Consider the following 12,227-nt stretch of genomic DNA (forward strand, 5'->3'; position numbering starts at 1 on the left):
TAGAATACCGGCCTGTCACGCCGGGGGTCGCGGGTTCGAGTCCCGTCCGCTCCGCCACTAAATTTGAAGGCCTTCCCAAACGGGAAGGCCTTTTTACTTTCTGGCGTATGCGGACAGGAATAAGGAAACAAGGGACAACAGACTGGGCTGCGACTTGCTGCTGGCAACTCGGTCCCTGTCTGTTGTCCCTTGTGCTTGAGCCGGACTGCTGAAGGAGGTCGGGCTGCGCCCTCCACTTCAGCCGCTGGCGCGGCTGCCGCTCCGCCACTCATTTCGAAGGCCTTCCCAAACGGGAAGGCCTTTTTGCATTGGTGCAGTTAGCTATATGGCGTCGCCGGACGGTTGAAGGCGCTCGGGCTGTACCCTCTGCATCAGCCGCTGGCGCACAGTCACTCACACCGAACCGCCCCTATTTTCCTAGTTTACTCTGTTCTCGATCACCGGCTCTACGGGCTTCATTGGTGATGGCTGTACCTTGAAATCGGTTTCTTTTTTGTTCTGCCGTAATGAGGTTGAGGGAGTGTGACCCCGCTAACCTTCTCTTCTACGTGGCTCTGCTTAAATAGCATGACCGCTATATGGGCGGCAGGAACAACAATTAGGATCCGAGGAAAGGACAGATGTTCAAAAAAACAGTAACGATGATACTGGCGGCGGGAACCCTGGTATTGGGCGGCTGCGCATCTAATGGTGATCAGGCTGCTGATGCGGGTGACTTTGGTGGCAAGGCAGTCTTCCTGCGTGGGGAGATGAATGACTGGCAGGCTCTGGATGAGAGCAAGATCGTCAAGGTGAGTGACAAGATCTACATGGCCAAGGGAACCCTGAAAAAGGAGTGGGCGCCCTATAAGTTCAAGTTTGCCGATGCCAACTGGAGCTGTGGTACCAACTACGGTTATGCCAGCCCGAGCGATGGCGTCGCGACCCTGGGTGGGGCCCCGGTGCCTGCCAACCCCTGCTCCAAGTATGAGGATATGAAGTTCTCTCCTGATGCCGACGGCGTCTACGAGTTCTATCTCGACCTCAATGGTGAGCAGCCCACCGTCTACGTCAAGAAGCCCTAAGCGCGGCAGATGACTTGAAAGCCCCCGGCCCTGGTGTCGGGGGTTTGTTTTTATGGATGTGATGCATACCCCGGATACTCCATCATTTTGTGTTATGTTTTTATTGTTGGCACAGCATATAGTGTTGAGGCGTGTATGACAACCCGGTTTCGAACCGATAATGACCCGCTGATGCTACCACTACAGCCCACCTCTCTCGAGATCTGGCGCAGCAAATATTGTCTGCACGATGGTAGCGGTTCGCCACTCGACGAGACCCCGGACGATACCCTGAAGCGGGTGGCCCGCTCTCTGGCGAGCCAGGAGAAGGAGAGTGAGCGCTGGTATCCCGAGTTTCTCTGGGCGCTGCGGCAAGGGGCCATACCCGCAGGGCGGATCCTCTCCAATGCCGATGCGCTGGTCTATAAGCCCGCTACGTCGACCATCAACTGTACCGTCTCCGGCACCATTGCCGACTCGATGGATGACATCCTGACCAAGGTGCGGGAAGCCGGCCTTACGCTCAAGGCTGGCTGCGGCATCGGTTATGATTTCTCGACCCTGAGGCCCAAGGGCGCCCCCGTTGCGGGTGCCGGTGCCGCGACCTCGGGCCCCCTCTCGTTTATGGATATCTTCGACAAGATGTGCTCGACCATCTCCTCGGCAGGTGGTCGACGTGGAGCCCAGATGGGAGTGATGGATGTGCGCCATCCCGATGTGCTCGATTTCATCCGGGCCAAGCGTGAGGATGGGCGCCTGCGCCAGTTCAACCTCTCCTTGTTGATCACCGGGGCTTTTATCGATGCGGTTCGTGAGGAGCGAGAGTGGGCGCTGATCTTCCCCTGGTCTGAGTCTCAGCTCAAGAGCGAGGGGGTGGCTTTGGGTGATAGCACTCGGGTGGTGTGGACCGACTGGCCAACGGGGGAGGGGATCCGTAACGAACAGGGGGAGGTGGCTTGCCGAATCTACCGGACCCTGCCTGCCCGCCGCCTGTGGGATCTCATCATGACCTCCACCTATGACTATGGAGAGCCGGGCTTCATCCTGATCGATCGGGTCAATGAGATGAACAACAACTGGTTCTGTGAGTCCATTCGGGCGACCAACCCGTGTGGAGAGCAGCCTCTCCCTCCCTACGGGGCCTGCCTGTTGGGCTCTATCAACCTCACCGGCTTCGTGCTGGATCCACTTGGGGGTCAAGCCAGCTTCGACTGGGCGCGTTTTACCCGCGTGGTCGAACTATTTACCCGTATGCTCGATAACGTGGTGGAGATTAGCGGTTTGCCGCTGCACGAGCAGCGCGAAGAGCTTAGGCGCAAGCGGCGCCATGGCATGGGGTTCCTCGGTCTGGGGTCGGCCCTGGCGCTGCTGCGGCTGGCTTATGGTTCTTCCGATGCCATCGCCTTTACCGAGCGAATGGCCCGGGTACTGGCCGTCACCGGATGGAAGACGGCGTTGGTCCTGGCCAAAGAGAAGGGGCCGGCTCCCGTGATGGAGGAGGAGTTTGAGGTGACGGCCGCGATGTTACGGCTGCGTCCCGAGATGGCCGGCGATGGGTTCAAGGTGGGGGACAGGGTGAAGGGAAAGGTGCTGCACGCCTGCTACAGCCGCTACATGCAGCAGCTGGCCAGTGTGGAGCCCGAACTCGTCGATGAACTGGCGAGGGTGGGAGGGCGTTTTACCCACCACAGTAGCATAGCGCCGACGGGCACCATCTCCCTGTCCCTTGCCAACAACGCCAGCAATGGCATAGAGCCGAGTTTCGCCCATCACTACCGGCGCAACCTGATCCGGCCCGGGCGCAAGAGCAAGGAGAGCGTCGACGTCTACTCCTTTGAGCTCATGGCTTACCGTGTTCTGGTCGATTCGAATGCCACACCCGAATCAGGTCTGCCCGACTGGTTTGTGACGGCTGAGCAGGTAACGCCGGCTCAGCATATAGGGATGCAGGCTGCCGCCCAGCGCTGGGTCGACTCCTCCATCTCCAAGACGGCCAATGTGCCGACGGATTACCCCTTCGATGCCTTCAAGGCGATCTATCTCGATGCGGTGGGGGCCGGGCTCAAGGGGTGTACCACCTTCCGATTCAATCCAGAGGCCTTTCAGGGCGTCTTGGTGCGCGAGAAGGATCTTGCCGCGACCCGTTATGAATTCACTCTGGAGGATGGCTCGCGGGTCACCGCCCAGGGTAACGAGGAGATCGAGTACGACGGTGAGCTGCATACGGCGGCCAACCTGTTTGATGCCCTCAAGGAGGGCTATTACGGCAAGCTTTAAGGGGGGCTGGATGGCAAGAAAGATCGACAGCAAGATAGTGGCCTATCGGCTGGTAGCTCCAGAGGGTGAGGCGCCACCGATCCAGATGCACGAGACGGTGGTGCGTCCCGAACGCCTGACGGGCACCACCTACAAGCTCAAGACCCCGCAACATGTCTGCGAGCACTCCCTCTTTATCACCATCAACGACATGGTGCTCAACGAAGGGAGCGAGCATGAGGTCAGGCGCCCCTTCGAGATCTTCATCAACACCAAGAGCCTCGAGCATCATCAGTGGATCGTGGCTCTCACCCGCATCATCTCGGCGGTTTTTCGCAAGGGGGGTGATGTGACTTTTCTGGTTGAAGAGCTGCGCAGTGTCTTCGATCCCAAGGGGGGATACTGGGATCACGGGCGCTACGTTCCCTCCCTGATCGCCGGTATTGGCAATGTGATCGAAACCCATCTGATCGAGATCGGTATGCTGGCGGCTCCCGAGATGGACTCGGCTAAGAAGGCATATCTAGCTGAAAACTATGATGAAAGTACTGGCTTTCCCGCCTCGGCCAGCCTCTGCCCCAAGTGCCACTACAGGGCCGTCGTTCTGCAGGATGGCTGCACGACCTGCCTCAATTGCGGCGACTCCAAGTGTGGCTGAATGGGTATTAATTGAACGCTTGAACGTTGGCATGTTGCGCCCTGGTTAAATCGGGCGTAGCGTGAAGGGTAATAGAAGTGTCATGCCGGTGTGGTTTGAATGTCATCTGGACTATACCGCATGGCCTCTTGGCCAAGGAGGATGCTTATGGATAACACCGACCGGAAGCTGTTTATCCTGGACACCAACGTACTCTTGCACGAACCCCTCTCTATCTACTCCTTCAAAGAGCACGACGTGCTCATCCCCATGACGGTGCTCGAAGAGCTCGACAACATCAAGGATCGCCACAAGGATGTCAGCCGGGATGCCCGGGTCGCCATCCGGGCGCTGGAGGATGTATTCCGCAGTGCCACGCCCGAGCAGATCGCCCAAGGGGTGGCACTGGCGGGAGAGGCGACGGGGTGTATCTCTATCTTCAGCGATCACCATCTGCCGCAGGATGAGGAGCTCTTCACCAACAAGGAGGCAGACAACCGCATCATCAATGCGGCTCTCTACCTGCAAAAACATGAGCACAAGCGCCAGGTGGTGTTGGTGACCAAGGACATCAACATGCGCCTCAAGGCCAAGGGGGCGGGCCTGGCTCATGTGGAGGACTATCGCAGCGACCAGTTGATCGATGATATCCACCTGCTGGCCAAGGGCTTTCAGGAAGTGCCCGGCAGCTTCTGGGAGCGGGTCGGAGAGTGCGACAGCGAGACCCATGGCCGAGAGACGGTACACGTCATCGACGAGGGGCTGCTCGAACCGGTGCATGTGAATCAGTATCTCATCGATGAGGAGCAATTCTTCGCGGCCCGGGTATTGAGCCATGAGGGGGGCAAGGTTCGTCTGCGGGATATCAGCCGTGATCGCCTGATGTCGCGCAAGGCGTGGGGAGTGCACCCCAAGAACGTCTATCAGGGCATGGCCCTCGACGCCCTGCTCGATCCCCATATCGATCTGGTGATCCTGACCGGGCCTGCCGGCTGCGGCAAGACCCTGCTGGCGATGGCGGCAGCCCTCGAGCTGGTCATCGAGAAGGGGATCTACGACAAGATCATCGTCACCCGTAATACCCCGGAAATTGCCGAGAGCATCGGCTTCCTGCCCGGCACCGAGGAAGAGAAGATGATGCCCTGGCTGGCGGCCATCACGGATACCCTGGAGGTGCTGCACAAGCAGGACGAGAACATGAGCGGGTCGCTCAGTTACATCATGGAGAAGGCCAATATCCAGTTCAAATCGGTCAACTTCATGCGTGGGCGCAGCATCCAGAACACCTTCGTGCTACTGGACGAGTGCCAGAACCTGACCGCCTCCCAGATCAAGACCATCATCACCCGTTGTGGCGAGGGGACCAAGATCGTCTGCTCGGGCAACCTGGCGCAGATCGACTCGAGCTACCTCAGTCCGGTCACCTCGGGTCTCACCTACATAGTGGAGCGATTCAAGGACTTCGAGGGGAGTGCCAACGTCTATCTCAACGGCGTGGTGCGAAGTCGCCTCGCCTCCTTCGCCGAAGAGAACCTGTAAACCGCTGCCAGCTGGCGGTAAGCGAGAAGGGGAGCCCGGGCTCCCCTTTCTCTATGGGCGTTTGCCCAGATAGGCGGCCAGGGCCGGCAGGGGGGGATTGGCCAGGGCTTGTGGCGTACCGTCGAAGGCGATGCGCCCCTCATCGACGAAGAGTAGCCGGTCGGCGATGAGCGCAGCATCTTCCGGGTGGTGAGTGACCATCAACACGGTCGTGGCGCGGCTGCGCGCCAGCAGGGTCACCTCATCCAGCATCTCCCGGCGCAGGGCCGGGTCCAGCGCCGAGAAGGGCTCGTCGAGCAGCAGCAGGGGGCGATCTCGCACCAGGGCGCGGGCCAGGGCGACCCGTTGCTGCTGGCCACCGGAGAGCTGCTCGGGCAGGCGATCCAGCATGGATTCCAGCCCCACCCGTGCGGCGGCCCGGGTGACCTGCTCTCGCTGCTCATGACTCAGTCGCAGACCCGGGTGCAGGCCGATGGCGATGTTGTCGTGCACCGTCAGGTGCAAGAACAGGTTGTGATCCTGAAACAGGGTGGTGAGGGGACGTTCGGCCGGTGTCAGGGGCAAGAGGTCGCGGCCGGAGAAGGTGAGCCGTCCGGCGGTGACGGGCACAAAGCCCGCCAGCATGCCGAGCAGGGTCGACTTGCCGGCGCCGCTGCGCCCTGTCAGGGCGACTATCTCCCCGCACTCGATCCGGGTGGAGAAGGTGACGCTCCAGTCCGGGTAGCGAGCCGTCAGGTTGTCAAGAATGAGCATCTTTACCTCCAAGCATACGCTCGGTCAGCACAAACAGGGCCAGGCACAGGAGCAGCAGCAGCAGGGCCGTGGCGGCGGCCGGCCCCAGCTGATAGCTGCCGAGCTGCTGATAGAGCAGCCAGGGCAGGGTCGCCAGCTCACTGCTGCCAAACAGGGCGATGGCGCCGAGATCCCCGAGGGAGAGGGTCATGGCCAAGGCCAGGGCCAGAGCCAGCGGGCGGCGCAGCAGGGGCCACTCGATGAGTCGCAGGCGCTGCCAGCCGAGCACGCCCAGGCTGTCGCCCAGGCGATCGTACTGGCGGGCTACCAGCTGCATGGGGCCGGACAGGGTGCGGATCACGTAGGGGAGTGCCATCAGGGCATTGACCAGGATCACCAGCCAGGGCGCAATGGCGAAGACATCGACCCAGGGCATGAAGAGGATGAAGAGACCTGTACTCATCACCACGGCCGGCAGCATCAGAATCAGCGAACCGCTCGCCTCCCACAGGGCGGCATGGCGCCGTTCCCGACGACGCAGCCTCAGGTGGCGGCTGGTGAGTAGCAGGCCTCCCCCTAACAGCAGCGCCAGCAGGCCGGCCAGCAAGGCGATCTGCAGGGAGAGAGCTGTCGCCTGCCAGAGGCGCTCGCTGGCGAGCGCCGTCAGCAGATCAGGGGTCAATCCGGCGCCTGTGATGGCGAGCAAGGGGGGCAAAAAGATCCCGATGGCCAGGGTGAGGATCAGGGCGTCCCAGAGCCGGGTCTGCCAGTGGTGTCGATCCGGGCGCTCGGCCCGGCGGTCCGGTGCGATCCGGCTGGGGGTCGAGCGTTGCAGCTTGTGCTGACCCCACAGGATGAGGCCGCTCAGGATCAGTTGTAGCAGGGCCAGGGAGCCCGCCGTGGCCAGATCGAAGTCGAGGCGCAGGGCCTGATAGATGGCTACCTCCAGGGTGGTCGACTTGGGGCCACCCCCCAGGGCCAGCACGGTCGTGAAGCTGGTGAAGCAGAGCATGAAGATGAGGCTGGCAAGCCCCGGCAGGTGACTGCGTATCACGGGCCACTCCAGCACCCGAAACAGCTGACCCGAGTTCAGTCCCAGCTGGCTGGCCAGTCGCCAGCTCGAGTCGGGGATCCCCTCGATGGCCTGCAGCAGCAGACGCGCCGCCAGGGGCATGTTGAAGAAGACGTGAGCCAGCAGTATGCCGGTGAGGCCGTAGAGGTAGTTGCCCACCTCGATGCCGGCGTGCCGCAGCAGCCAGGCGACCCAGCCTTGCTGGCCGTGCACCGTGACGATGCCGAAGATGGCGATGATGACCGGCAGCACCAGGGAGAGGCCGAACAGCTTGATGAGCAGGCGTCGCCCCGGAAAGTGGCGGCGCGACAGGGCGCGGGCCAGGGGAATGGCCAGCCCCAGGCTGAGCACGGTGGAGAGGGCGGCCTGACTCAGGCTGAAGATCAGCACATGGCGCAGATAGGGGTCTTGCAACAGCGCCAGGGGGGTCAGTTCCCCCGCCTGCCACAAGAGGGCCCCGAGAGGGGCCAAGCCAAGCAGCAGGATCAGACTGCCGGAGAGGCTCCCCGGCAGCCACCAGAGCGAACGCATCAGCGGGTGACGGCCTGCAGCCACTCACGGATCCACCCCTTGCGCTCTTCGGCCACCCTGGCCGGGGCTATGCTGAGGGTTTTGGCCGGGGTAGGCAGGGTAGCGAAGGGCCCTGGCAGAGTGGCCTGGGTCACCGGGTACATCCAGTTGCCGGTGGCCACTGCCTCCTGAAAGGCCGGCGTCAGCACGAAGTTGAGGAAACGCTGGGCCAGTTCAGGATGTTGGCTGCCGGTGAGCCGGGCCACCACTTCGACCTGGCGGTAGTGCCCCTCGTCGAACATGGCCGCGTGGTATTGCTGCTGGTTCTCGGCGATGCGGTGATAGGCCGGGGAGCTGGTGTAAGAGAGCACCATGTCCGCCTCTCCCTTGAGGAACATGCCATAGGCTTCGGACCATCCCTTGGTGACGGTGACCGTCTTGGCGGCCAGCTTCTGCCACTGGCTGGCGGCCTCATCCCCATAGAGGGACTTCATCCACAGCATCAATCCCTGGCCCGGAGTGGAGGTGCGCGGATCCTGGTAGATCACCTTGAGATCATCGCGCTCGAGCAGGGCCTTCATGCTGGTTGGCGGGTTCTTGAGCTTGCTGCCGTCATAGACGAAGGCAAACCAGCCGTAGTCGTAGGGGAGGAAGGTGTCATCCTGCCAGCCGCCCGGCAGGGTCAGCGGGGCGAGATCGGTCTGGTGAGGTGCAAACAGGCCACTCTGGCGAGCCTCGCCGATGAGCCCATCGTCGAGTCCCAGCACCAGGTCTGCCTTGCCGTGTTTCCCTTCCAGACGCAGCCGGTTGAGGATGGCGACTCCGTCTTCCAGCGCCACAAAGTTGAGGGTACAGCCGCACTCCTTCTCGAAGGCCTGCTTGATCTTGGGACCCGGTCCCCAGTCGGCGGTGAAGGAATCGTAGGTATAGACGGTCAGGGTCTCGGCCATGAGCGGGCTCGAGATCAGGGCCAGGGTGGCCAGGGCAGAACGAATCATGGGGAAACTCCTTGTCAGGAGCCGACGGATGGGGGCGCAAAGTGAGCGCCGTGCCTCAAATTCCTCCGCCAGCATTATCTGGATCAGGTCGACGGGTATAATCTCAGCAGGTGACTGCACCCCGTTTGAGCGACGCGGCACATTGTATTAACGTTTGATGGGGTGAGCCAGAACAAATGGAGGAGTGAGCGTGATCGATTCGAGCAGGGAGAGAAGGGCCTTTCAGCGCATGGTGATCAATGCGCCAGTGTCCTTGCATCAGGGGGCGCAACACCTGACCGGCATCTGCCGGGATCTCAGCGCCAACGGCATGGGGATCTTTATCGAGACGGATCAGATTAATCCGGACGAGCCCATCAGGATCAACCTCGCGACCTCCAGCAATCTGCTGCCTCCCTTCGCAGCGGAGGCGCGTATCATCCGCATCACGGATGAGGAGGGGGGTTATCGACTGGCGGTGGAGTTTCTCACCGTCGCCTGAACCGGCTGGGCACGAAACTGCCCGCTCTCTACCATCACCTGGCTGGTCCGCGCCAACTGCCCGATGGGCAGCTCGGCCGGGCCCGTCGGTTCCATCAAGAGATAATTCTCTCCCTCCCACTCCAGCTTCTGCTCCCCGGCACTCGCCGGCAGGGCCAGGCCCAGCAGGGCGTGATCCGGCGTAAAGATCATCAACTGTCTCATCTCTGGATGGATCTGTCCGAGCAGGGCCGCCATCAACGTCACCTTGCTGTCACAGTCCCCCCGATTTTGCAGCAACACCTGGCGCGGGCTCAAGAAGCCGCGGCCACCGCGCACGCCACTGTTGTCGAGCAGGGCATAGGGGATGGCCTGGACGAAGGCGAGCACCGCCTCGGCACTCTTGCGTCTGGCGGCCATCTCGTCTCCCCCCTCCTGCTTGAGTTGACTCGCGAGGGGGGCCAGCTCTTCCCGGCTCTCCATGGCGATGCGCACATGATCCTGCTTGACCGCCTCGGCACCGGCCGGATCGGTGAAGGTCTGAAAGTAGTAACGACTGAGCCAGGCCTGCTCGAGTTCGGGGCGGCGCTTGTTGAGCCACTCCATCGCCTGGTTGACGCTCTCCTGACGGCGGGCCGACAGGTTGAGCTCCCCATCCCGCCCCAGCCGGAACGCGACGGTGGGAAACTGGCTCTGCCCCTGCTGCAGCAGCCCTTGCAGTATCTCCCGGCGAAACCGCTCGGGAGGAAAGGCGATGAGAGGGGGGATCTTGCCCGGGGCCAGCTGGTAGCTCAGGCTCTTTGCCTCCTTGCCTTGCTCCCAGCGCACCCGCACCTCTTCACCCTGGTGGGTGAAGGAGAGCTGTTTGGCCGTCACCAGCAGGGGCAGGAGGCAGATCAGGGGGAGCAGGCGCATAGTCATCCATAAAAAATGGGAGCAAACGCTCCCATTCTAGTGTGTCGGCCGCTCTCAGAGCCAGGCCGGCTGCCTGGCCTCGTACGCCTTGATGGCGTCGTCGTGCTGCAGGGTCAGGCCGATGCTGTCCAGTCCGTTGAGCAGGCAGTGACGGCGGAAGGGGTCAATCTCGAAGTCAAAGCAGAGATTCCCGGCGCGCACCTGGCAGGCCTCCAGATCCACCGTGATGGTCTGGCCCGGGTGGGCGGCGACCAGCTGGAACAGGGCGTCTACCTCTTCCTCCTTCAGACGTACCGGCACCATGCCATTGTTGATGGCGTTGCCGTAGAAGATATCGGCAAAGCTCGGGGCAATCATCGCCTTGAAGCCATAATCCGCCAGCGCCCAGGGGGCATGCTCACGGCTCGAGCCGCAGCCGAAGTTCTCGCGAGCCAACAGTATGCTGGCACCCTCAAAACGGGGCTGGTTCAGTACGAACTCGGGGTTGGGCTGCTGCCCGGCATCATCGAGGAAGCGCCAGTCGTGGAACAGGTGCTTGCCAAAGCCGATGCGATTCACCTTCTGCAGAAACTGCTTGGGGATGATGGCGTCGGTATCCACATTGGCGCTGTCGAGCGGTGCGGCGAGCCCGGTGTGTTGGGTAAATCCTGTCATCGCTCTCTCCTTACAGGGTGCGGATATCGGTGAAGTGACCGGTCACGGCGGCGGCGGCGGCCATGGCCGGGCTCACCAGATGGGTGCGGCCGGCACGTCCCTGACGCCCTTCGAAGTTGCGGTTGCTGGTGGAGGCGCAGCGCTCCCCCGGTTGCAGGCGGTCGTTGTTCATGGCCAGGCACATGGAACACCCCGGCAGACGCCACTCGAAACCGGCTTCGATGAAGATCTTGTGGAGCCCCTCGGCCTCGGCCTGGGCCTTCACCTGTTCGGAGCCCGGCACCACCAGCGCCTGCACGCCGGCGGCGACCCTGCGCCCCTGGGCGATGGCGGCGGCGGCGCGCAGATCCTCGATGCGGCTGTTGGTGCATGAGCCGATGAACACCTTGTCGATGGCCACGTCGGTGAGCTTCTGACCGGCGCTCAGCCCCATGTATTCGAGCGCCTTGCGGGCGGACTGCTGCTCGATGAGATCGTCAAAGCTCTCGGGGGAAGGGATCGGGGTGTTGACGTCGATCACCTGGCCCGGATTGGTGCCCCAGGTCACCTGCGGCGCGATGTCGGCGGCGTCGAGCACTACCTCGGCATCGAAGTGGGCACCTTCGTCGCTCTTGAGGTTCTGCCAGTCGGCGATGGCCTGCTCCAGTGCCTCGCCCTGGGGGGCGAACACCTTGCCGCGAATGTAGTCGATGGTGGTCTGGTCGGGGGCTATCATGCCCGCCTTGGCGCCGAGCTCGATGGCCATATTGCACACCGTCATGCGCCCTTCCATGGTGAGCCCCTCGATGGCCTCACCGGCGAACTCCACCACATAGCCGGTGCCACCGGCGTGGCCGACTTTGCCTATGATGGCGAGCACCACGTCCTTGGCGCTGATCCCCTCGGCCAGTTTGCCGCGCACCGTGATGCGCATGGTCCTGGCGCGCCCCTGCTTCAGGGTCTGGGTGGCCATCACGTGCTCCACCTCGGAGGTGCCGATGCCAAAGGCCAGGGCCCCGAAGGCGCCGTGGGTGGCGGTGTGGGAATCACCACAGACGATGGTGGTGCCGGGCAGGGTGATGCCGAGCTCGGGCCCCATCACATGGACTATGCCCTGGTACTGATGGTTGAGATCGTAGAGGCGAACCCCGAACTCCTTGCAGTTGGTGGCCAGGGTCTCCATCTGGATGCGTGCCATCTCACCGGAGGCGGCGATGTCCTTGGTGGTGGTGGAGACGTTGTGGTCCATGGTGGCCCAGGTCAGATCCGGGCGACGCAGCCGGCGATTCATGGCGCGCAGACCGTCGAAGGCCTGTGGGCTGGTTACCTCGTGCACCAGATGGCGGTCGATGTAGATGAGGGGGGTTTCGCCGTCCACCTCGCGCACTACGTGGGCGTCGAAGACTTTCTGGTAAAGGGTTTTGGCCATTGCT

The 12,227-nt window shown here is 62.3% G+C and carries 11 protein-coding genes and 1 riboswitch; of the genes, 5 read left to right on the forward strand and 6 right to left on the reverse strand.

Annotation, left to right across the window (positions count from 1 at the left end; all coding sequences use genetic code 11):
* The first annotated feature begins 620 nt into the window (after positions 1 to 620).
* The 4 genes from AB5Y48_RS04130 (at position 621) to AB5Y48_RS04145 (ending at position 5,475) form a co-directional block, all read left to right on the forward strand.
* Positions 621 to 1,064 carry a pullulanase gene (locus AB5Y48_RS04130; RefSeq protein ID WP_050667190.1) on the forward strand — a complete coding sequence of 148 codons (444 nt, stop codon included), beginning with the start codon at positions 621 to 623 and terminating at the stop codon, positions 1,062 to 1,064.
* Positions 1,065 to 1,235: 171 nt separating this feature from the next.
* On the forward strand, positions 1,236 to 3,320 hold the full coding sequence (locus AB5Y48_RS04135) for an adenosylcobalamin-dependent ribonucleoside-diphosphate reductase (protein WP_368163808.1): 2,085 nt from the start codon (positions 1,236 to 1,238) through the stop codon (positions 3,318 to 3,320).
* Positions 3,321 to 3,330: 10 nt separating this feature from the next.
* The gene (locus AB5Y48_RS04140; RefSeq protein ID WP_368163809.1) at positions 3,331 to 3,957 is read left to right on the forward strand and encodes an NrdJb; all 627 of its coding nucleotides are present in this window, start codon (positions 3,331 to 3,333) and stop codon (positions 3,955 to 3,957) included.
* Between the two features lie 147 nt (positions 3,958 to 4,104).
* A complete protein-coding gene (locus AB5Y48_RS04145) occupies positions 4,105 to 5,475 on the forward strand; it encodes a PhoH family protein (protein ID WP_368163810.1) in 1,371 nt (456 codons plus the stop codon).
* Between the two features lie 51 nt (positions 5,476 to 5,526).
* On the opposite strand, the gene thiQ is transcribed toward AB5Y48_RS04145, so the two are convergent.
* From thiQ to thiB, 3 genes are read right to left on the reverse strand one after another with little or no spacing between them, the layout of a single operon-like run.
* The gene (gene thiQ / locus AB5Y48_RS04150) at positions 5,527 to 6,228 is read right to left on the reverse strand and encodes a thiamine ABC transporter ATP-binding protein (RefSeq protein ID WP_050667186.1); all 702 of its coding nucleotides are present in this window, start codon (positions 6,226 to 6,228) and stop codon (positions 5,527 to 5,529) included.
* Positions 6,215 to 7,810 carry a thiamine/thiamine pyrophosphate ABC transporter permease gene (thiP, locus tag AB5Y48_RS04155; protein ID WP_368163852.1) on the reverse strand — a complete coding sequence of 532 codons (1,596 nt, stop codon included), beginning with the start codon at positions 7,808 to 7,810 and terminating at the stop codon, positions 6,215 to 6,217. Before thiP ends, thiQ begins: the two co-directional genes overlap by 14 nt.
* Positions 7,810 to 8,772: a thiamine ABC transporter substrate binding subunit gene (gene thiB, locus AB5Y48_RS04160; RefSeq protein WP_082178017.1), complete on the reverse strand. Its 963-nt coding sequence runs from the start codon at positions 8,770 to 8,772 to the stop codon at positions 7,810 to 7,812. The genes thiP and thiB overlap by 1 nt, the downstream gene beginning before the upstream one ends.
* Positions 8,773 to 8,830: 58 nt before the next feature.
* Positions 8,831 to 8,921, reverse strand: a riboswitch (TPP riboswitch).
* A gap of 56 nt (positions 8,922 to 8,977) precedes the next feature.
* Between thiB and AB5Y48_RS04165 the strand changes: the two genes are divergently transcribed.
* Complete coding sequence (locus tag AB5Y48_RS04165) at positions 8,978 to 9,268, forward strand: PilZ domain-containing protein (RefSeq protein ID WP_050667183.1); 291 nt, start codon at positions 8,978 to 8,980, stop codon at positions 9,266 to 9,268.
* Here AB5Y48_RS04165 and AB5Y48_RS04170 read toward each other — a convergent pair.
* Genes AB5Y48_RS04170 through leuC form a run of 3 tightly spaced genes read right to left on the reverse strand, consistent with a single transcriptional unit; the run spans position 9,232 to position 12,223 of the window.
* Positions 9,232 to 10,167 (reverse strand): transglutaminase domain-containing protein, encoded by a 936-nt coding sequence (locus AB5Y48_RS04170; protein WP_368163811.1) that lies wholly within the window; start codon positions 10,165 to 10,167, stop codon positions 9,232 to 9,234. The two genes, AB5Y48_RS04165 and AB5Y48_RS04170, sit on opposite strands and share 37 nt — an antisense overlap.
* A 48-nt stretch (positions 10,168 to 10,215) precedes the next feature.
* Positions 10,216 to 10,815 (reverse strand): 3-isopropylmalate dehydratase small subunit, encoded by a 600-nt coding sequence (gene leuD, locus AB5Y48_RS04175; RefSeq protein WP_050667181.1) that lies wholly within the window; start codon positions 10,813 to 10,815, stop codon positions 10,216 to 10,218.
* A gap of 10 nt (positions 10,816 to 10,825) precedes the next feature.
* Positions 10,826 to 12,223 (reverse strand): 3-isopropylmalate dehydratase large subunit, encoded by a 1,398-nt coding sequence (leuC, locus tag AB5Y48_RS04180; RefSeq protein ID WP_050667180.1) that lies wholly within the window; start codon positions 12,221 to 12,223, stop codon positions 10,826 to 10,828.
* Positions 12,224 to 12,227 lie beyond the last annotated feature (4 nt).

It is taken from the genome of Aeromonas sp. R6-2, assembly GCF_040908155.1.
Classification (GTDB): Bacteria; Pseudomonadota; Gammaproteobacteria; order Enterobacterales; family Aeromonadaceae; genus Aeromonas; species Aeromonas schubertii.

Excerpts from the sequence above, each read along its gene's own strand:
- leuD (WP_050667181.1), bottom strand. The coding sequence starts at position 10,815 with ATGACAGGATTTACCCAACACACCGGGCTCGCCGCACCGCTCGACAGC.
- AB5Y48_RS04135 (WP_368163808.1), top strand. The coding sequence starts at position 1,236 with ATGCTACCACTACAGCCCACCTCTCTCGAGATCTGGCGCAGCAAATAT.
- AB5Y48_RS04145 (WP_368163810.1), top strand. The coding sequence starts at position 4,105 with ATGGATAACACCGACCGGAAGCTGTTTATCCTGGACACCAACGTACTC.
- AB5Y48_RS04170 (WP_368163811.1), bottom strand. The coding sequence starts at position 10,167 with ATGACTATGCGCCTGCTCCCCCTGATCTGCCTCCTGCCCCTGCTGGTG.
- leuC (WP_050667180.1), bottom strand. The coding sequence starts at position 12,223 with ATGGCCAAAACCCTTTACCAGAAAGTCTTCGACGCCCACGTAGTGCGC.
- AB5Y48_RS04130 (WP_050667190.1), top strand. The coding sequence starts at position 621 with ATGTTCAAAAAAACAGTAACGATGATACTGGCGGCGGGAACCCTGGTA.
- AB5Y48_RS04140 (WP_368163809.1), top strand. The coding sequence starts at position 3,331 with ATGGCAAGAAAGATCGACAGCAAGATAGTGGCCTATCGGCTGGTAGCT.
- thiQ (WP_050667186.1), bottom strand. The coding sequence starts at position 6,228 with ATGCTCATTCTTGACAACCTGACGGCTCGCTACCCGGACTGGAGCGTC.
- thiP (WP_368163852.1), bottom strand. The coding sequence starts at position 7,810 with ATGCGTTCGCTCTGGTGGCTGCCGGGGAGCCTCTCCGGCAGTCTGATC.